Raw genomic sequence first — 19074 nt, 5'->3', positions numbered from 1 at the left:
ACGATATGGAGATGGCGCGGCTCGAACGAATCGATCTGGCCGAATTCCTCGCCACGCTCACGCCCGAACAGTGGGAGCAGCCGTCGTTGTGCGAAGGGTGGCGGGTCCGGGATGTGGTGGCGCACATGATCAGTTACGAGGAACTCGGACGTTGGGGGTTGGCCAGACGTTTCATCAAGGGAAAACTCTTGTACGCCAATGCCGTCGGCGTGCGGGAGTTCGGCTCGCTCGGGCCTGGAGAACTGCTGCGATTCCTGAACGACCATCTGGTGCCCAGTGGTCTGACCGCCGGATTCGGTGGCATGATCGCCTTGGTCGACGGGACCATTCACCATCAGGACATCCGTCGTCCGCTGGGGATGCCGCGGCAGATACCCGCCGATCGCCTGCTTCGCGTTCTCGATGCGGCACCGCCCAACCCGCGCCTCGGAGCCTGGCATCGAATTCGCGGACTTCGCCTGTGCGCCAACGACATCGATTGGTCGCACGGCAGTGGGCCGGAGGTGCGCGGCGCCGGTGAGGCGCTGCTGCTTGCCATCACCGGACGACCGAGTGTGCTGGGCGAACTCACCGGTCCCGGACAGCCGCTGCTGGCCGCCCGCATCGGTGCGTGAACAGCTCGGGCGAGCGGTTTGTTCAAGACGAGGGGGTGGTGAGCGGGTGAGACTTCGGGCATGAATGAGAGCAGCTTTACGCCCGCGCTCGGGCGGTTCGCGCCGGTTCGGTGCTACGACACCGTCATCGCGTTGCCTCGGGAGCGGCTGTGGCGGGCGGTGGAGGCGATGTGTGTCGCGCCTCGGGCCGGGGAGGTCATCGTCGATGTCGGTTGCGGCACTGGATCTTTCGCGGTGTTGCTGGGGCGGGCCGAGCCAGGGGCGGAGATCGTCGGGGTGGATCCCGACGTCGACGTGCTCGCGGTGGCGAAGTGTAAGGCCGCGGCGGCCGGTGCAGGGGTCCGGTGGTCGTCGGGCCCCGGTACGCGGCGTATCCGTCGCCGATGACGAAATGCGGGGTCACCTCACCGATCGTGCCAGGTGAGGTGACCGTCGCGGGGATGTGCGCGATCAGGGATTCACGTCGTGGTGCGGCGTCGGATCAGGCCGATCGCGGTATCGATGATCAGGAATCCCGCGAGGGTGATGCCGAGCAGCGGGGCGAACCAGCCGACGGCGACGGTGATCACGGCCGGTCCGGCCAGGTATGCCGGGTGGATGCCGCGTAGGACGCCGCGGCGCGGGGGTGCGCCCGGGGTGAATCGGCCCGTGCGCACTGGGCGGCGACGCCACCACATCAGGTAACCGCGCACGATGACGGTGATCAGCGCGACCATCGTCAGCAGGAGTAACAGCTGGTTGGGCAGGCCGAACAGTGTGCCCATGTGCAGGGCGATACCCCAGTTGGCGAGTTTGGCCATCGGGGGCCAATCCGCGTACCGGACGATGTCGGTGACGTGGCCGGTGCTGCCGTCGACGGCGATCGCGTCCTGGGTGAGTGAGCCGGGGATGCGGCGTTCCTTGACCACGAATGCGGTGTGATCCGTTGTGGGGAGGGTGATTTCGACCGGTCCGTCGACGTGGTGGGCGCGTGCCACTGTGAATACCCTGTCCACCTGGGCAATTCGATCGGTGGACGAGGGTTGCGCGGGGGCGCTCGTGGGCATGTCCATGCCGGGCATGCTCATCCCCGGCATATCCATTCCGGGCACGGTCGACGAGTCGCCGTGCTGCGCACCGGATCCGGCGAGTGTGCTGCTCACCGACGGCGTCGTCCAGCTCAACTGCGCCCGCAACGCATCGACATGCGCCCCCGCATACGTGGACCAGGTCATCCCGGTAGCGGACAGGAACAACACCGGCAACAACACCCACATCCCCACAGCCGCATGCCAATTCACCGATCGTGCGCGCCCCTTACGGCTACGATCCGGCCACACCAGCCGCCGCACCCCCGCCCGCCGCAACCACACCACCAGTCCGGCGAGCGCGACCACCCACATCCACGACGCCGCGGTCTCGCTGTACCACCGCCCCGGCTCCCCCAGATGCAGATTCCGATGCAACTGATCGATCCACGTCCGCACCGGCAACGCCCCCGCACTGCCGTAAACCACACTCACCCCAACCGATTTCGCGGTCACCGGATCCACGAACACCGCCCGCTGCTCCGACTCCCCCAACGCCGGATCGGCAAACAGTACCCGAGTCGTATCCCCACCGTGCTGTGCTGGATCAACCGCCACCAGCGCAAGTTTCGGCGCCACCGCCACCGCCGCGGCCACCTGATCCGCCAACGGCCGCGCCGCCCCCCTCGAATCAACATGCAGCAGACCGTGATTCACCACCGACTCGATACTCGGCGCAACCGAATACAACGCCCCCGTCACCGCCGCGATCAGAATGAACGGCCCGACGAACACCCCGGCATAGAAATGCAACCGCATCGCCAGCGCCGCGACCGCGCGACGCGAATCCGACTGTGCGGCCGGTTGTCCCGAAGACTGCGCCGTCGCCGAAGCGCCGGGCGACCCGTCGCCCTGCTGCGAAACAGCATCGGCCTCGGTGGGTGCCGGGTCGCCTGATGCGGCCGAGGGAGCGGTGTCTGGAAGGACAGCTACCGAGATATGTGTCTCTGCATGAGGCTTGGCCCCCGTCAGGTCTGCTGTTTCGGGTGTCGGTAGGTCCGGTGCGCCGGTTCGATCGCCGGTCACGCCCGCACTCGGCTCGGCAAGTTGCTCGAGGTGCGGTTCGCTCGGCTCGGTACCGAGCCGAGCGCTGACAGACGTAGCACCCGTACTGCCGGACGCACCAGGATTGTCGGACGGCGGGGCGGCCGGTGGTTCGGCGGTGGTGTCGGGGATCGGGGGATTGGTGGTGCTCATGACGTGTGCTCCTGGTCGGCTGCTGCCCGTGGGTGAGCTGCCGTGCGGGTGAATCCTCGTGTGCGGGGGCGTCCGCCCCTCATATGCGGACGTCTTCCGGCTGGTGGGCGTTCCGGCAGGTACGTCACCGTGCACCACACGGCCGTGTTCCGGTCGATGTCGCCGACCGGCGAGGTCCGCGGCCCGCCGACGGAATCGACGTGCGGCCCTGTCGGACTCGAACCGTTGCCCGGGGACGACAGCGGCTCGGGGCCGAAACTCGCTGTCGGCGTCTTCGATCGGCGGCACTGACGCGATGTCCTACGCCTGCCCCGGATTCTCCGAACGCGCAGTGCTGCCCAGCCGCACTCCTTCGGCGAGGGTTCTCGCCGACCGCTGATCCAGCGATTCGGCCGCCTGATCGGCACCTTCTCGGCGGGGATTGCCCACTCCGAGCGGATTCCGTTCCGCGGCAACCGATCGATGTGTGACCGGCACCGGGCGCGATCAGGCAGTGACGCATTTCGGAGCAACGCCGCGAGATCGGTGCTGAGCAACTCCGAGACGGGAACACTTGTCCGCCAACGAATCCGACGTGACGTGGATCCGATCCGGTTATGTGGTGCGAGGATTCACCCGACGGCACGATGAGCGCGGCCGTCGGCAAAACGGCCGGACGGTCATCGGTGTGCTCGGTGACGCGCGAAAGATGTTCGCGTGCACGGGTATTCGGGTGATTCGAGAGATCAGGCCGGGAGGGGTGGGCCGCGGGCGGGGCAGGGAGTGGCGGCGAGGATTCGATGGATGACGCGGTCGCGGTGCGTGATCGGCAGTGGCGACGGGGGAGCGGCGGCGGGTGGGCGCACCAGCAGCGGCAACGCACGGGACAGCGCGGCGACGAGCATTCGGTAGGCGGCTTCCGCGCCGTGGATCACGATCGACGCGACGTATGCGGCCGCGATGTGCGCGCCCAGCATCGCCGGGCTCCACAGCGAACCGTGCGGCATATCCAGCATGTCCAGCGACATCACCGTGTGTCCCAGCAGCTGCCCGCCGATCAGGGCCGTGACCAGGCCGGTTCGGCTGGTGCGCAGGGGACGCAGCGTCGTCACCAGGGCGCCGACCACCGCGCAGGCGGCGACCAGCAGCATCAACGTCCTGGACTGGATCGGCATCGCCCCGGCCGCCCAGCCGTGCGCGGCGATCGCCAACGCACCGGAAACCGCACCGGCCGATCCCCCACGCAGCCGCGCGACCGCACCCCGGCGCTGTTGCGCCGCAGCCGAATCGCGGGCCGGGGACCGGCCGGGGTCGAAAATCACTCGCGAATGATACCGGGACGGCACCGCCCGGGAATCGCCGAGGCGGTGCCGTACGCCCTACTCGGCGCTGACGTCCATCTCCGTCAGCGGCTTGCGCAGCAGCTTCCCGGTGGCGTTGCGCGGCAGCTCGTCCAGGAAGATCACCTCGCGCGGCACCTTGTACCGGGCCAGGTTCGCCTTCACGTAATCCTTGATCTCCTGCACGTCGCGCTTGGACTCCGGACCGGGAACGACGAAGGCGCGCAAGCGTTTTCCGAATTCCCGATCGTCCACGCCGATCACCGCCGCCTCCAGCACGTCGGCCCGGTCGGCCAGCAGATGCTCGACCTCCTGCGGGAAGACGTTCTCGCCGCCGGAGACGATCATGTCGTCGTCGCGGCCGTCGATGAACAGCAGCCCGCGCTCGTCGAAGTGGCCGACGTCACCGCTGGACATCATGCCGTCCACGGTCTCCTTGGTACGGCCGTCGGTGTACGCCTTGAACGAGTGCGGGTTCTCGATGAAGATCGTGCCCGTCACATTCGGCGCGGTGATCCGCTTGCGCTGCTCGTCGTACAGCGCGACGCGGATGCCCACCGGCGGCTTGCCCGCGGTGTTCGGCGCACCGCGCAGCTCCGGCGGCGTGGCCACGGTGATCACGGCGCATTCGGTGGAGCCGTACACGTTGTAGAGCGAGTCGCCGAAGTAGTCCAGGCTGCGGGTCACCACGTCCGGCGGGATCGCCGACCCGGCCGCGAAGATGACCTTCAGTGTGGACATGTCGTACTTGCCCAGCACCTCGGCGGGCAGATCGAGCATGCGCTGCAACATCGTCGGCACCACGACGAGTTCCTCGGCGCCGAACTTCTCGATGTTGGCCAGCGTCGCCTCGGGGTCGAATCGCCTCTGCTGGAACACGATTCGGTTGCCCAGCGCCAGACCGATGGTGAACTGCGACAGTCCGGTGGCGTGGAAGATCGGCGCGGCCATCAGGATCGTGCTGTCCCGCGGCACCGGAATCCGGTCGACCAGCTGCGCGGAGATGAACGGGCTCACCTTGTCGCGCGGCGCGCCCTTCGGGGTGCCGGTGGTGCCGCTGGTCAGGATCACCATGCCGCCCGGTTTGCTGGGCAGCTTCAGCGGCTCGGTGGACTGACCGGCCATCAGCGAGTCGAGCGTCGGCACCGAGGCGTCGATGCCGTCCTTCTCATCGGACCAGGTCAGGATGCGCGGGATGGACTCCGGGATCGCGCTCATCAGCTCGATGAACTCGCTGTCGTGCAGCACCGCCTTGACCTTCTCGCGTGCGGCGACGTCGGCGAACTGCGGTTTGGCGAATCCGGTGTTCATCAGCACCGCCCGCACCCCGAGTTTGCCGGTGGCCAGCAGCGTCAGCACCAGGCCGCGGTGGTCGCGGGCCAGCACCGCGATCACGTCGCCCTCGGTGATGCCCTGCGCGCTCAGTGCCCGGGCCAGCGCGTTCGACTGCCGGTCCAGCTCGCCGAAGGTCAGCTCACCGCGTTCGTCGGCGATGGCCGGGGAGTTCGGGCGGGTCTGCGCGGAATGCACGACCACACCCGCGAACGGCCCGTACTTGCCGATCGCGACGACCGAGCGCACCGCGTGGTCGAGCCGCAGCGGGTCGAACAGCCCACGTCTGCGCATCGTATTGGCCCCGAGGACCAAATCCCCCACCTTGCGGAGGGTGCTGCTTGCCGACGGAAGGACAGCTGACATAGGTACAACCTTCCGCGATCCCGCCTGACCAGGGCCGGGCTGACCGCAACATCGAGATCCAGTGCGTGCTAACACTAGCAAGCAGACCTGCTCGTATGTGGTTAGCGTCTCTGTTACCGACGGTACCCGTAATCGATCCGGCCGCGCCTACTCCGCGATGCGATATTCGACCAGTTCACGACGCAGGAGCTTGCCGGTTGTGTTGCGGGGGAGTTCGTCGAGGAAGATCACCTCGCGCGGCACCTTGTAGCGCGCGAGGTTGCCCTTCACGTACGCCTTGATCTCCTCGGCCTCGGGTGTCGCGCCCGGTTCGGGAACCACGAACGCGCGCAAGCGTTTACCGAATTCCACGTCGTCCACGCCCACCACCGCGGCATCGAACACGTCGGGACGTTCCAGCAGCAGGTTCTCCACCTCCTGCGGGAAGACGTTCTCGCCGCCGGAGACGATCATGTCGTCGTCGCGGCCGTCCACGAACAGCAGGCCGTGCTCGTCGAAGTGCCCGACGTCGCCGGAGGACATGTAGCCGTCGATGATCTGCTTGTGCCGTCCGTCGGTGTAGCCCTCGAAGGGCGCGCCGGAGCGGATGAAGATGCGGCCGGTGACGTGTTTGTCGTGGACGCGACGGCCGTCGTCGTCGAACAGCACCACCTCGCACGTGACCGGCGCGCGGCCCGCGGTGCCCGGCGCGATGGCCAGATCCTGCGGCTGGGCGACGGTCGCGACGGCGCATTCGGTGGAGCCGTACAGGTTGTGCAGCACATGCCCGAACGCCTCGGTGGCGCGGATCGTCAGCTCGGGCGAGAGGGCCGAACCGGCGAGCACGATCGACTTCAGCGAGCTCAGGTCGTACTTCGCGCGGATCTCCGGACCCAGTTCGACCATCCGGTGCAGCATCGTCGGCACCGCGACCAGCATCTCGACGCGGTGTTCGGCGATCTTGCGCAACGTGTCCTCGGCGTCGAACCGGCGCGTGGTGACCACGGTGTTGCCCAGCGCGGCCGCGACCAGCCAGGTGGCCTGACCGGTGCTGTGGAAGATCGGCGAGACGATCATCGCGGTGCCCTGGCGGGGGAACGGGATCCGGTCGACCACCTGGATGGTCGCCATCGGCGAGATCTTGCCGCGCGGCGCGCCCTTGGGCAGGCCGGTGGTGCCGCTGGTGAGGATGACGAAGCCGCCGACCTTCTCCGGGAAGGGGAGTTCGGTGGTCGCGTTCGACTCGATGAATTGTTCGATAGTGCTTGCGCCGGAAGGGATTTCGTGACCATCGTCGACCCAGGTGAGCACTCGCGGCAGGGCGGCGGGCAGGGCGTCGAGCAGGCCGACGAATTCGCTGTCGTGCAGGACGGCCTTGACCTTCTCGCGCTCGCACACCTGCGCGAACTGCGGTTTGGCGAAGCCGGTGTTCATCAGCGCGACCCGCGCACCGGCCTTACCCGCCGCGGCCATTGCCAGCAGCAGGCCGTGGTGGTCGCGGGCCAGGATGGCGATCACGGTGCCCGGCGTGATGCCCATACCTTGCAGGCCGCGGGCCAGGGCGTTGGACTGATCGTCGAGTTGGCGGTAGGTCAGCGAGCCGCGTTCGTCGATCACGGCCGTGCGGTCGGGCCACAGCCGCGTCGCGTGCCGCACCGCGGTGGCCTGCGTGCCCAGCACCGAGCCCTCCTTGGCGGTGCGCACCGTCTCGAGCAGGTTGCCCGGGTCGATGATGCCGCGTTCGCGCAGCACGTTGACTCCCCGGACCGCCTCGACCGTGTGAATCACCTTGCGCTGCAACTGTTCCAGAACAGAAGTCACCTTCGAACACCTCCACGTGCCTACCGTGCGCCAACCGACCGGGTGTTGTGGACGGTAGCAGCCCGTTGTCCGCCGGGATGAAGAAATTCGGCCAACTGTGCGAGGTACCGAATCGGAGCATGCAGTTCTCGGCACCGTGACCTTTTCCGCGCTGTCGGGATGCGTGGATCGCGGATCGGACTCCGCTGGACGTGTCGTTGGTCTGTAGGCAGCTGTGGTGGACCACGCCTGGTGCGGCGTCATCGCGGTGACTCGGTCGCGGTGGAACGCGATGAGGTCGTAGTTCCGGCGGCATGCTCGGCCGGGAGGGAGCCGTGCGCGGTGCGCGGTCGAGTCGGGATGGGCGTCGAATAGTGGGAAATGCGTTGTGTGCGTGTATGAATCGAGTATCACGCGGTGTGGCTCCGGGATGGTCCGATCTGGTCGGTGGTCGGTGGTCGGTGGTCGGTGGTCGGTGGTGTGGAGGCGATCAGCCGGGACGGCCTTCATCGTCGGTGCCCCGGTTCGTGCACTCGTCGGCTCGTGTTCGCAGATGTGCCTGTTCGGCGGCGTTCGCGGTGAGGTCGGCGGCGCGCAGGAATGCCTCGCGGGCCTCGGGGGTGCGGCCGAGGCGGGCGAGTAGGTCGGCGCGGACGGCGTGCAGGAGGTGGTAGGTGTCGAGCATGCCCGTTTGTTCGACCGCGTCGGCGAGTTCTAGTCCGGCCGCGGGGCCGTGCACCATGCTGATCGCCACGGCGCGATTGAGTTCCACGACCGGCGATGGAAGGCGTTGGGCCAGAAGGGCATACAGCCCGGCGATGCGCTGCCAATCGGTGTCCGCGGCGGTGCGGGCCGAGGCGTGCGCGGCGGCGATGGCGGCCTGTAGCGCGTAGGGGCCGGGTGGTTGCGCACGCGCACGGGCGGTCGCGTGCGCTCGGGCCAGGGCGGCGAAACCGCGTCGGATCAGCAGTTGATCCCAGTGCGAGCGGTCCTGGTCGGCCAACGGCACCAGGCGGCGGGCCGGATCGTTGCGCGCGTCCAGCCGTGATGCCTGCAATTCGAGCAGTGCGGCGAGGCCGTGCGCCTCGGGTTCGGCGGGCAGCAGTGCGGTCAGGATGCGGGCCAGGCGCAGGGCGTCGCCGCAGAGTTCGGCGCGCAGCCAATCCTCGCCGGAGGTGGCGGTGTAACCCTCGTTGAAGATCAGGTAGATCACCTCGAGGACGGCGTCCACTCGCGCGGTCAGCTCGCTCCCGTCTGGGACCTCGTAGGGGATCCGCAGTGTCTTGATGATGCGTTTGGCACGCACAATCCGTTGTGCCGCCGTCGATTTGGAGATCACGTAGGCGCGTGCGATCTCCTCGGTACTCAGGCCGCCGACCATCCGCAGGGTCAATGCGACGCGCGCCTGGCGGGGGAGTGCGGGATGGCAGGTGGTGAAGATCATGCGCAGCATGTCGTCGGAGATCCCGGCGCCGATCGTCGCGTCGGCGCCGGGATGACCCGACTGCTGCTGCTCGAGTACGTCGCGCCCGAGCAGCGCCAGCTTGCGGGCGAAGGTTGCATCACGCCGGAACCGGTCCACCGCACGACGTTTCGCCACGGCCATGAGCCAGCCGCCCGGATTCACCGGCACGCCCTCGCGCGGCCACTGTTCCAACGCCGCCACGTGTGCGTCCTGAGCGAGTTCCTCGGCGGTGTCGATATCGCCGACGACGCGCGTCAACCCGGCCACCAGTTGTGGCCATTCGATGCGCCAGGCGGCCTCGACCGCGCGGTGGGCGGGCTGGATGCTCATCGCCGGTGCGAACTCACCCCAGATCCAGTTCTCGCACTTCGAGTTCCATCGTCCACTCGGGTCCGTGCACGCGCAGGAACCGGGATGCCCACTCCACGGCCTCGTCTCGCGAACGGGTCTGGAGCAGGCAGTAGCCGCCGATGATCTCCTTGGACTCGGTGAACGGTCCGTCCAGAACGGTCAGCTCGCCGTTCGCCAGGCGGACCCGCGTCGACTCGTCGAGCGGCCGCAGTCCGGCGGTGTCCAGCAGCACGCCCGCCTTGGTCATTTCCTCGATCAGCTTGCCCATGTCCTCGAGCAGCGCGGGGTCCGGGCCGTCGACGGGCTGGGCCGTCGGATCGAGGCGGATCAGCAGTAGATGACGCATCCGATTGTCCTTTGCTCAGGCGTTCCGGTAGCGGAGGTACACCGCGCCGGAGTCGAACGACTTCGATTCGATCAGGTCCAGTTCCAGTGCCGTCTTGTCCGGGAACAGCGGAGTTCCGGAACCCACGACCACCGGATGCACGACGATCCGGAACTCGTCGATCAGCCCCAGGTCGAGGAACGAGTGCACCAGCTTCGGGCTGGCGTAGATCGCGATCGTATCGCCCGCTTCGCCTTTGAGCCGCGTGAACTCCTCGGTCAGATTGCCGCTGACGAGCCGGGTGTTGTTCCAGTCGGCCGAGGTCAGCGTGGTCGAGCAGACGATCTTGTCCAGGGCGTTCACCCATTCCGCGTGTGCGCGTTCGTGCGGCGAGCTGTCCGCGGTGGGCTGGCTGCCCCAGTACTCGTACATGCCGAGGTAGGTCTCGCGGCCGTAGACGGCGGTGTCGAAATCGGCCTGGATGTGGTTGGTGTACTCGGCGAGTTCGGCGCTGTAGGCGCGGTGCGTCCACTCGAATCCCGTGCCCTGCTCCGACGAGGCGTATCCGTCGAGCGTGAGATGTTCGAAAGCCACGATCGTGCGCATCTGCTGTCCTTCGCGATTGTGCGGCCGCGGTTCGGCCCCTTCACCTACCCGTCGAACGAACATTCCCGAAATCGACACGGTCCTGCGAAGTGCGGATTCACGCGACAAGCCGGACGGCCGGTGTGCCGTGACGCGCCGAGCTTTCGCTGTGAGGTGGCTGTGCCCCTAGGGTGGAGCGCATGCGTATAGCGGTATCGGCAGCGCTCGTACTCGTCGTGGCAGGGTGTTCGACCGCCACCGAACAACACGCACAGACGGTTCCGCCCAGCGCGGCGGCCACGTCCGCGGCGGCGAGTTCCACCACCACCGCATCGGGTGGCGCGCCGGAGAGCGGGGCGTCGTTCGCCACGGTCGATGCCTGGGTGCGGTCCGGCCGAGCCGCCGACGCCGCGAAGTTCGCCACCGCGACCACCGAGGACGGCACCACCACCCCGCTGAAGGACGGCGACGTCGCCTTCACCAGCCCGACCGGAAAGATCAAGTGCACCAGTGATTCCGAGGAGGGCATGCCCGGCATGTACTGCCTGGTCGACCTCCGCAACCCGCCCGCCCAACCGGCCCACAGCGGCGAGGGCGAGTTCGTGGCCAACTGGATCGACTTCACCGGAACCAAGGCATCGGTAGGTTCCATGCACGGCGACCCCGGCCCCTTCGTCCGCGGCTACGGCAACCACCTCCCCTACGGATCCCGCATCACCACAGGCGATTACACCTGCCGCATGGACTCCACCGGCCTGATCTGCGCCGACAAAACCACCGATTCCGCCGTCCGCATCAGCGACGCGGGCATCCAGCCCTTCGGCTGCCTGCGCGAGAAGACGCCCACCGAGGGCATCGGCAAACTCTACGGCTGCTGAGAACCGAGACATCGCCCCTCACCGCGATCGCGCTTCGAGCGCTCTCCGGATCAACGCTCGGGCGGCCTCTCCGGTCAGGGATCGACCGGCGAGGGTGTCGAAGGCCCGGCCGTACAAAGCAATCTCTCCCGGCTGCGTGACAGTGATACTCGCCGTGTGTCCTTCCACCTTCACCATGCGATTGTCGTACATGAAAAAGTTTTCGACTATGACCAGTCCGTCATATTTTTGCGGAACGATTCCCACGGTTACCCGAGTCATTCCTATGACCGAGTACAGTCGGTCGAGCTGACCGAGCATCACTTGATTGTCGCCGATGGTGGTGTACAACGACTGCTCGGCCAGGAGGATATGGAATCGCTTTCCCGGCCGGTACAAGGCTTGTTGGCGTTCCATCCGCTTGGCCACAGCTGCGTCTACATCGTCGGGTATCCGGTAAAAATCGACAACGTTTCGCATCATCGCGGTTGCATAGTCAGCGGTTTGAAGCAATCCGGAAACGATCATCGGTTCCCAGTTGCGAATAAATTTCGCCTGCGACTCGAGTTTCAGAGTTTGTTGTTGCCGTTTTTTCATTCCTGAGCCGAGTGCTTGCCTCCAATCGACGTACGCCGAGTCGATATGGTGCAACGTGGCCAATAGGTCTTCGAGCTGATCGTTGGCATCGGATAGCTTGCAGTACGCCCGGATGTCGACATCGGATGGGCGCAGCTTCCCGTATTCGATCTTTGATATGCGCGATTCATGTACACCCAGGTGTGCGGCAAGCTCCCGGCCGGACACCCCGCCGCGCCTGCGTAGCTCGCGGAGCCGTTTCCCGAAAGCTTGCCGCTGTTCCTGTACAGAGCTGGTCACTGTGCGTATTCGGCGTACGGAGCCGACATGCCCCAGAGTCGCTCTTTGATTCGGAGGCATTGACCAACAATTACAGGGTCGGTGGTCACGGCTGATTTTCCGATGCCTCGGCCATTTTTATCCGACAGGTTGAATGCAACTGCTTCGTTGTCCAGCAACCAGTAATCGTCGGCAGGGACTTCCCCGGCCAAATGTCGGGGTATATACCGTACGTCTTCACCTGCCTCGACATTGAGGGCAGCGATAACCAGCGACCACCGTTGATACACACTATGTGGTACGGATATCACCCGAACCCTGCTGACGGAAACTCCGCGCGCAGTGAGGTCTGCAACGAACGTGTACCAGTCGTGGAACCATGTCCGGTAGTCGTACGGTTCGTCATTGATGAATGCGCGGAAAGCTTCGTCTTCGTCGGGCACTCCGTACGCGTCCCGAACCTCCAAATGGAATACCTCCGAGCGGCATTCACGCAGTAGCTCAGTAGTCGGCCGGAGTTCCAAAGTAGGTCCTTTCCATACGCGGTACCTCGATGGCTGTCTCGTAGGTTTCCATCGTCATCTGCTCGAGCGTATCCGGGTCCGTGATCGGTCGACCGGTCAGCTGGAAGGTTCCCCGGCCGGTGTCGGTCAGTGGGGCACCGATGAAGTATCCCGGTTCCGCGAACCCGAGTAGCAAGTGTGGAATCTCGAACACATCCGGGTCGTCCGTTTGCCACCCGACAGCCACGTAGCTGCCTTGGTCGGTCGCGTACAGCGTGGGGCAACCATCCCTGTTCGATCCGCCTTTGCCCAGGAACGTCAAACGCATGGCTATGCCTCTCGTCCAAGTGTGTGCCACTACTTGCGGCCCATGTATCTCATAGTGCCGTGTATGTGCTGGGTTCGTACGAGAACAAGACCAGTATTGGCAAGTAGTGGCAAGTTTGTAGACCGCCCGGGGTGGTGCTTCGTAGCTTCGAACCAGCGCCCGGGGCCGGTGAGGAGAGGCTCGGCCCCGGGTTGCTTTCCATCGACCTACTACAGGGGGTTCGAGATGACCGCGTATGGACACGAACAACACAGTGGCACAAGGTATTACGTGGTTGATCGACGCCATCCGGTGACCGCGTGATGGGGCTGTGCCTGGCCTTCGGTGTGCCGTTGGCGGCGTTCTTCGCTTTGCTGCTCTGGCCTCATCGGGGGTGAGAGTGTTCAGCCAACTAGGTAATCGAAATATCAAGGGGGACAAGTGAATACGCGAATCATCCCGCTTCTCGTCGCAGCACTCGTCGGAGTGAGTCCAGCGCTCACGGTCGGCGCTTGTCCGGCGCATGCAGCCAAAGACTGCGACTTCGAATTCAGTCCGAGTACGCCCTCGGTGTTCTCACCTCGGATCATCGGCGAAGGGGTTGCGGCGTGCGACGTGCCGCCGGACCGTCACGTAGTTACTCTCGCGCTGGAATGGCAGGACTCGGGCCGGTGGGAAGTTGCGTCGGTATCCCAGCCGGACTCGACCATTCCCGGCTCGTGGGGGACCGGGAGACGGCACTACAAGGTGTCGGCGGCCTGCTACGCCGGCACATGGCGGATCGCTGTCTCGATCCGGGGCGGCATCCAAGGTCACGAGTTCCACTGGGGCAGCCGATCTGGAAGTGTGGATGTACCGACGTCCGTGTGTAACCCCCGATTCTGAGAGGGCAGCATGTTCGATGATGAGCCGATCGAGCCGGTGCAGTATCCGATAGATCCGAAGAGTCCGCCGGAATTCCCGGGCAAGCTCCCGCGTGACTTCTCCGATCCGCTTCGGGACCAGCTTCAGAAGATGGCCGAGAGCGTGAATCCGTATCTCGGCCCGGAACATCCGGTCATCCGGGCGCTCATGGATGCGACGCACGAGATCACGGCTGTGACGTATCCGAAGCTGAACGGGTACGGCGAGTACACGCCGGAGTGATCTGCGACCCGCGCGACAAGCGGATTGGTGCTGATCAAAGTGAAAGCCGGTGCAGGCCGCAGGGTGGGCTTGCACCGGCTTTCATTGCGCGACAGCCTATTTCAGCTCAGTGCTGGAGAGTTCCAACACTCGCCGAGCGACGATGAGTTGCTGGATCTGTTGGGTGCCTTCGAAGATGTCCAGGATCTTCGAGTCGCGGCTCCACTTCTCGAGGAGGGTGCGCTCGGAATAGCCGAGGGCGCCGGCCAATTCGACGGCCTTGAGGGTGACGTCGGTGCCCATGCGGCCCGCTTTGGCCTTGGACATGGAGGCCTCGAGGGAGTTGGGCTTCTTGTTGTCGGCCATCCAGCCTGCGCGCAGGGCGAGCAGGTAGGCGGCTTCCCAATCCGCTTCCAGGCGAAGGAATTCCGCGGCGGCGGCGTGCTGGTTCATGGCGGGGGTGTCGTAGGAGATCGCGACGCCGGCCTCGGTGAGGATGGTGCGCAGTTCCTCGAGGGCGGCGCGGCCGACGCCGATGGCCATCGCGGCGACCAGTGGGCGGGTGTTGTCGAAGGTCTGCATGACCCCGGCAAAACCCTTCTCCACGTTGACTTCCGGACTGCCCAGGATGTTGTCCTTCGGGATCCGGCAGTCCTCGAGCCGCAACTCGGCGGTGTCCGACGCCTTGATGCCGAGCTTGTGCTCGAGGCGCGCCACGGTCAGGCCGGGGGCGTCGCGCGGCACGACGAAGGATTTGATGGCCGCGCGGCCCTTGCTCTTGTCGACCGAGGCCCACACCACGATGTGGGTGGCGCGCGAGCCCGCGGTGACGAAGATCTTGGTGCCGTTGAGGACCCACTCGTCGCCGTCGAGGGTGGCCGTGGTGGTCACCGCGGCCGAGTCGGAGCCGAAGGAGGGTTCGGTGATGGCCATCGCGGCCCACACCTTGCCGAAACGCTCCAACTGCTCGTCGGTGGCGACCGCGGCGATGGCGGCGTTGCCCAGGCCCTGATACGGGATCGAGAGCATCAGCCCGACGTCGCCCCACGAGGTCTCGAGGGCGTTCAGCAGCGCGGACATGTTGCCGCCGTTGGAGTTTCCGAGCAGCTCGGTGGCGTGGACCTTGTCCTCGCCCTCGGTCTTGCCCTCGGTTTTGCGGCCGCCGGTCGCGCCGGAGATGTCCTGCGTGCCGGAGTCGGCCAGGCCCTCCACCATGGCGGCCATGGTGTCCAGCTCGACCGGGTACTCGTGTTCGGCCAGATCGTATTTGCGCGAGGCCGGGCGGAAGATCTCCGCGGCGACCTGGTGGGCCTGATTCGCGCTGGCCCGCAGCTTCTTCGGAAGTTCGAGATTGATCATGGGTTCGGCTCCATCGAGGGGATGGGTCGCGGGACTACCCGCGCGACACCGGTTGGTTCGGGATTGTCAGACCAGCACGACGCCCTCGGCGATGCCGATGGCGCGCAGATCGCGGTACCAGCGCTCGACCGGGTGCTCCTTGGTGAATCCGTGGCCGCCGAGCAGCTGCACACCGTCCAGGCCGATCTGCATGCCCTTGTCGGTGGCCAGCTTCTTGGCCAGGGCGGCCTCGCGGGCGAAGGACAGGCCCTGCTCGGCGCGGGAGGCGCCACGCAGCGTGACCAGGCGGATGCCGTCCAGCTCGATGGCGATGTTGGCGACCATGAAGGCGACGGCCTGGCGATGCGCGATCGGCTCGCCGAACGCCTCGCGCTCCTTCACATACGGCTTGACGTAATCCAGCACGGCGCCGGCGGTTCCCGCCGCCAGCGAGGCCCAACCCAGCCGGGCCAGGCGCACCGCGTCGGCGTAGTCCTCGGCGTGCTGGGCGGTGTCGCCGTCACCGAGCAACGCGTCGGTGGCGACCGGGACGTTGTCCAGGATCAGCCGACCCAGACCCGCGGCCCGCAGACCCATGCTCGGATCGGCCTCGACCACCACACCCGGGGTGTTCGATTCGACCACGAAAAGCGCTGGGCGGCCGTCGAGTTCGGCGCCGACGATGAACAGCTCGGCGTCACCGGCGGCCGGGACCAGGCTCTTGACGCCGTTGAGCCGGAAGCCGCTGGGCGAGCGAGTTGCCTTGGTGGACAACGCGAACGGATCGAACAGCGCGCGCGGCTCGCTGATCACCACCGAGGACTGCGGGACGTTCTCACCGGTGAACGCGCCCAGATAGGTCTTCTGCTGCGCGTCGGTACCCCACTGGGACAGCGTGACCGCCACACCCGAGGGGGCCAGGATCGGCAGCGCCAGACCCATGTCGCCGTGCGCGAGTGCCTCCGCGACAAGGGAATTGGTGACCGCACCGCGTTCGCTGGCCGCGCCGTCGAGCTCCTCGGGCACGTTGATCAGGGTGATGCCGAGTTCGGCGGCGCGCTCGAGCAGATCCTGCGGGGCCTTGGCCGCGCCGTCGGCGTCGTGGGCGGCCGGGCGCAGGATCTCCCCGGCGAAGTCGCGCACCGTCTCGACGATCATCTGCTGCTCGTCGGACGGGGTGAGGTCGAAGTAGTCCTTGTGCCGGGACTCGTTGGCGGGCAGGCGTTTCGGCTTGCCCCCACCGGCGACCTTGCCGAACGCGCGGGTGGCCGCGCCCAGGGTGCGGAACCCGGTCCTGGTGCCCTCGTAGGTGATTCGCTCGATGGGCTTGCGCAGGTTGTACTTCTCGGCCAGTTCCGAGCCCGTGATGGTCGTCATGACCCGCATGGCGGTACCCATCCAGTCGCGCTTGACCGGATTCAGGCCGACAGCGGAATCCGGACGTCGCGTCGCTGCGGTGTCTCGAGTGCTCATAATCACCAGTCTTCTCGGGGTGTGGGGTGATCGGGTGGTCCCAGCTTCTTACTTGAGAGTAAGTCTATCTTACTCCAGAGTAAGAAAGCCGCCAACCGGGAGCAAATTCCCCATCGGCCCCATCGGAACGCCCTGGTCCGAGGCGGTCCGTCGCCAGTTTTCCGCCGGATCCGATCCCGTTTCGACGAAGTGATTTCTGGGTACGGGTGACCCGCATGGAGGCGCGTGCGCCCGGGCAGCAACTGCCGCATCGGATACACATGATGGTCGAACAGCATCGATTTCGACAGCCGTCGATTCCTGGTGCCGAAGGCGGGTATGGGAGCCCGGGAAAGCCGAATACCGCTGTCCCAGGCGAGATCTCACTTCTTCAGGCGGGTGAGGACCTGGTCGTGGAGGAGGGTGTTGGTGGCTACGGCGCTGCCGGTGTGGGGGCCGGGGGTGCCGTTCAGGGCGGTGAAGGTGCCGCCGGCTTCGCGGACGAGGACGTCCAGGGGGGCCAGGTCCCATAGGGAGACCTCCGGTTCGGTGGCGATGTCGACCGCGCCCTCGGCCAGCAGGCAGTAGCTGTAGAAGTCGCCGTAGCCGCGGGTGCGCCAGACCTCGTCGGTGAGGGCGACGAGCTGGTCGCGCAGGCCCAGATCGCGCCAGCCGGACAGGCTGGAGATGGCCAGGCTGGCGGCGCTCAGTTCGGCCACCTCGGATACCGAGATCGCCTGCGGCTCACCGAAATTCACGCTCGTCCAGGCGCCGGAGCCGGTGGCTGCCCACCAGCGCCGGAACAGTGCGGGCGCGCTGACGACGCCCACCACCGGAACGCCGTCCTCGAGCAGCGCGATCAGCGTCGCCCACACCGGGACGCCGCGCACGAAATTCTTGGTGCCGTCGATCGGGTCGATCACCCACTGGCGACCGGAGAATTCGGCACTGCCGCCGAACTCCTCGCCCAGCACCGCGTCCGTCGGGCAGTACCGGCCCAGCGTCGCCCGCAACGCCTTCTCCACGGCCAGGTCGGCATCGGAGACCGGCGTCAGATCGGGCTTGCTGTCGACCCGCAGGTCCAACGCCCCGAACCGATCGCGGGTGATCGCGTCGGCCTCCTCGGCGAGACGCAGGGCAAGGTCCAGATCGGCGGTGTGGTCGGTCACGGACCCAGGTTACCGGGGACGCCGCGGGCTACTCGAAGCTCCACACCGCGGGCCAGTCCTTACCCCGGAACGCCGCGTCGATGCCGCCGTCGCAGAAGATCACCGAGCCGACGAAGAACGAGGCCCTGTCCGAGATCAGGAATCCGGCCAGTTCGGCGATCTCCTCCGGACGTCCGGCGCGGCCGATCGGCGTCTGGTCCAGGAAGCCTTTCATCCCCGCGCCGGTCAGCGGATCGGTACTGCCCTCCTGCGTCATCGGGGTGTCGATGATGCCGGGCGCGATGGCGTTGATCCGGATGCCGTCCTTGATCAACTCCGCCGACCGCGTCCGCGCGTACCAGGCCAGTGCCGCCTTGGTGGCCGGATACGCCTGGATCGCACCCCATTCGCCGAAGGAGTTCGCGATCTCGCGGGCCCGCGCCTCGTCGCCGGCCAGGCACGCCTCGGCCAGATCGACCGGCCAATTCGGTTGCGTCGTCGTGGAATTCGACGACACCAGCACGACGGACGCCGACTCGGAATTACGCAGCAGCGGCAGGATGCCCTCGAGTACGGCGATCGCACCGAAGTAGTTGACCGAGACGAGCAGATCACCCGGACGCCCGGTCGCCGCGGCAACGCCGGCGAACGGCAGGAAGCCGTCGAGCGTGCCCTCACTCAACCGCGTGATCTCCGCGATCGCGTGGGCCCGGCCGTCGGCGGTGGACAGATCCGCGGTGACATCGGCGTCGCGCAGATCCACACCGATCACCCGATGCCCGGCCTTCTCCAGATGCGCGCGAACCGCCGCACCGATACCCGACGCACTGCCGGTCACAGCCAGAACACTCACGACCACACCGCCCCGGGAACGGACTTCGACACGCGCCGCGCCGCCGCGTTCACGATCGCACCTCGCCGCCGCCGGACTCCGTCGCGCCGCCGATGCCCGGACGATGCCGACGACCGATGCGCCGCGCCGCCACCGAATATGCGCACAGCCGTGCCCATCGCTCCCATACGACCTCCTCGTCGATGTCGATCTCGGACTACAGCCTGCGAGGCTACAACCGCCGCGGACCGATGGAT

At 66.6% G+C, this 19074-nt stretch carries 18 protein-coding genes; 4 read left to right on the top strand and 14 right to left on the bottom strand.

All coding sequences use genetic code 11. The annotated features are described in order from the left end of the window. The first annotated feature begins 5 nt into the window (after positions 1-5). Both NRB20_RS29320 and NRB20_RS29315 read left to right on the top strand, forming a co-directional pair. Positions 6-614 (top strand): maleylpyruvate isomerase family mycothiol-dependent enzyme, encoded by a 609-nt coding sequence (locus tag NRB20_RS29320; protein WP_153414703.1) that lies wholly within the window; start codon positions 6-8, stop codon positions 612-614. A gap of 60 nt (positions 615-674) precedes the next feature. Next, positions 675-1001, top strand: a complete 327-nt coding sequence (locus NRB20_RS29315; RefSeq protein ID WP_153414645.1) for a methyltransferase domain-containing protein — start codon at positions 675-677, stop codon at positions 999-1001. A gap of 71 nt (positions 1002-1072) precedes the next feature. On the opposite strand, the gene NRB20_RS29310 is transcribed toward NRB20_RS29315, so the two are convergent. The 7 genes from NRB20_RS29310 to NRB20_RS29280 form a co-directional block, all read right to left on the bottom strand. Further along, positions 1073-2878: a PepSY-associated TM helix domain-containing protein gene (locus NRB20_RS29310; protein ID WP_153414644.1), complete on the bottom strand. Its 1806-nt coding sequence runs from the start codon at positions 2876-2878 to the stop codon at positions 1073-1075. Between the two features lie 725 nt (positions 2879-3603). Then, positions 3604-4179, bottom strand: coding sequence for a hypothetical protein (locus NRB20_RS29305; protein WP_319945545.1), 576 nt, complete (start codon positions 4177-4179; stop codon positions 3604-3606). 57 nt (positions 4180-4236) lie between these two features. Continuing rightward, positions 4237-5895, bottom strand: coding sequence for an acyl-CoA synthetase (locus NRB20_RS29300; protein WP_153414643.1), 1659 nt, complete (start codon positions 5893-5895; stop codon positions 4237-4239). Positions 5896-6042: 147 nt separating this feature from the next. Next, entirely contained in the window at positions 6043-7695 is a 1653-nt protein-coding gene (locus tag NRB20_RS29295) for an acyl-CoA synthetase (RefSeq protein ID WP_319945544.1), read from the bottom strand. 469 nt (positions 7696-8164) lie between these two features. Continuing rightward, the gene (locus NRB20_RS29290) at positions 8165-9469 is read right to left on the bottom strand and encodes an RNA polymerase sigma factor (RefSeq protein WP_153414641.1); all 1305 of its coding nucleotides are present in this window, start codon (positions 9467-9469) and stop codon (positions 8165-8167) included. Between the two features lie 13 nt (positions 9470-9482). Next, positions 9483-9836 carry a YciI family protein gene (locus NRB20_RS29285; protein WP_153414640.1) on the bottom strand — a complete coding sequence of 118 codons (354 nt, stop codon included), beginning with the start codon at positions 9834-9836 and terminating at the stop codon, positions 9483-9485. A 15-nt stretch (positions 9837-9851) separates the two neighbouring features. Continuing rightward, positions 9852-10421, bottom strand: coding sequence for a dihydrofolate reductase family protein (locus tag NRB20_RS29280; RefSeq protein ID WP_153414639.1), 570 nt, complete (start codon positions 10419-10421; stop codon positions 9852-9854). A 179-nt stretch (positions 10422-10600) separates the two neighbouring features. Here NRB20_RS29280 and NRB20_RS29275 point away from each other — a divergent pair, with 179 nt between their 5' ends. Further along, positions 10601-11278, top strand: coding sequence for a hypothetical protein (locus tag NRB20_RS29275; RefSeq protein ID WP_153414638.1), 678 nt, complete (start codon positions 10601-10603; stop codon positions 11276-11278). An 18-nt stretch (positions 11279-11296) separates the two neighbouring features. Here NRB20_RS29275 and NRB20_RS29270 read toward each other — a convergent pair whose 3' ends face one another. The 3 genes from NRB20_RS29270 to NRB20_RS29260 are packed head-to-tail and all read right to left on the bottom strand — an operon-like array spanning position 11297 to position 12943. Next, positions 11297-12133: a helix-turn-helix domain-containing protein gene (locus NRB20_RS29270; RefSeq protein ID WP_319945543.1), complete on the bottom strand. Its 837-nt coding sequence runs from the start codon at positions 12131-12133 to the stop codon at positions 11297-11299. After that, positions 12130-12636, bottom strand: coding sequence for a DUF6879 family protein (locus tag NRB20_RS29265; RefSeq protein WP_153414636.1), 507 nt, complete (start codon positions 12634-12636; stop codon positions 12130-12132). The genes NRB20_RS29270 and NRB20_RS29265 overlap by 4 nt, the downstream gene beginning before the upstream one ends. After that, the gene (locus NRB20_RS29260; protein WP_153414635.1) at positions 12614-12943 is read right to left on the bottom strand and encodes a hypothetical protein; all 330 of its coding nucleotides are present in this window, start codon (positions 12941-12943) and stop codon (positions 12614-12616) included. The genes NRB20_RS29265 and NRB20_RS29260 overlap by 23 nt, the downstream gene beginning before the upstream one ends. Before the next feature lie 873 nt (positions 12944-13816). Here NRB20_RS29260 and NRB20_RS29255 point away from each other — a divergent pair. Continuing rightward, positions 13817-14068 (top strand): hypothetical protein, encoded by a 252-nt coding sequence (locus NRB20_RS29255; protein ID WP_153414634.1) that lies wholly within the window; start codon positions 13817-13819, stop codon positions 14066-14068. 96 nt (positions 14069-14164) lie between these two features. Here the strand turns inward: NRB20_RS29255 and NRB20_RS29250 are convergent, their stop codons facing one another. The 4 genes from NRB20_RS29250 to NRB20_RS29235 form a co-directional block, all read right to left on the bottom strand. Continuing rightward, complete coding sequence (locus NRB20_RS29250; protein ID WP_153414633.1) at positions 14165-15406, bottom strand: acyl-CoA dehydrogenase family protein; 1242 nt, start codon at positions 15404-15406, stop codon at positions 14165-14167. 66 nt (positions 15407-15472) lie between these two features. Further along, positions 15473-16864, bottom strand: a complete 1392-nt coding sequence (locus tag NRB20_RS29245; protein ID WP_406603889.1) for an acyl-CoA dehydrogenase family protein — start codon at positions 16862-16864, stop codon at positions 15473-15475. Between the two features lie 356 nt (positions 16865-17220). Further along, positions 17221-18006: a histidinol-phosphatase gene (hisN, locus tag NRB20_RS29240; RefSeq protein ID WP_319945541.1), complete on the bottom strand. Its 786-nt coding sequence runs from the start codon at positions 18004-18006 to the stop codon at positions 17221-17223. Between the two features lie 28 nt (positions 18007-18034). After that, positions 18035-18838 carry an SDR family oxidoreductase gene (locus tag NRB20_RS29235; RefSeq protein WP_319945540.1) on the bottom strand — a complete coding sequence of 268 codons (804 nt, stop codon included), beginning with the start codon at positions 18836-18838 and terminating at the stop codon, positions 18035-18037. Positions 18839-19074 lie beyond the last annotated feature (236 nt).

The sequence above is a fragment of the Nocardia macrotermitis genome, assembly GCF_009604405.1.
Lineage (GTDB): Bacteria > Actinomycetota > Actinomycetes > Mycobacteriales > Mycobacteriaceae > Nocardia > Nocardia macrotermitis.
Note: the sequence above shows the minus strand (reverse complement) of the source record. Positions and strands in the feature narration are given on the sequence as shown.

What these genes read in the sequence shown, in the direction of transcription:
- NRB20_RS29320 (WP_153414703.1), top strand. Translation starts at nt 6, where the DNA reads ATGGAGATGGCGCGGCTCGAACGAATCGATCTGGCCGAATTCCTCGCC.
- NRB20_RS29315 (WP_153414645.1), top strand. Translation starts at nt 675, where the DNA reads ATGAATGAGAGCAGCTTTACGCCCGCGCTCGGGCGGTTCGCGCCGGTT.
- NRB20_RS29310 (WP_153414644.1), bottom strand. Translation starts at nt 2,878, where the DNA reads ATGAGCACCACCAATCCCCCGATCCCCGACACCACCGCCGAACCACCG.
- NRB20_RS29300 (WP_153414643.1), bottom strand. Translation starts at nt 5,895, where the DNA reads ATGTCAGCTGTCCTTCCGTCGGCAAGCAGCACCCTCCGCAAGGTGGGG.
- NRB20_RS29290 (WP_153414641.1), bottom strand. Translation starts at nt 9,469, where the DNA reads ATGAGCATCCAGCCCGCCCACCGCGCGGTCGAGGCCGCCTGGCGCATC.
- NRB20_RS29285 (WP_153414640.1), bottom strand. Translation starts at nt 9,836, where the DNA reads ATGCGTCATCTACTGCTGATCCGCCTCGATCCGACGGCCCAGCCCGTC.
- NRB20_RS29280 (WP_153414639.1), bottom strand. Translation starts at nt 10,421, where the DNA reads ATGCGCACGATCGTGGCTTTCGAACATCTCACGCTCGACGGATACGCC.
- NRB20_RS29275 (WP_153414638.1), top strand. Translation starts at nt 10,601, where the DNA reads ATGCGTATAGCGGTATCGGCAGCGCTCGTACTCGTCGTGGCAGGGTGT.
- NRB20_RS29260 (WP_153414635.1), bottom strand. Translation starts at nt 12,943, where the DNA reads ATGCGTTTGACGTTCCTGGGCAAAGGCGGATCGAACAGGGATGGTTGC.
- NRB20_RS29255 (WP_153414634.1), top strand. Translation starts at nt 13,817, where the DNA reads ATGTTCGATGATGAGCCGATCGAGCCGGTGCAGTATCCGATAGATCCG.
- NRB20_RS29250 (WP_153414633.1), bottom strand. Translation starts at nt 15,406, where the DNA reads ATGATCAATCTCGAACTTCCGAAGAAGCTGCGGGCCAGCGCGAATCAG.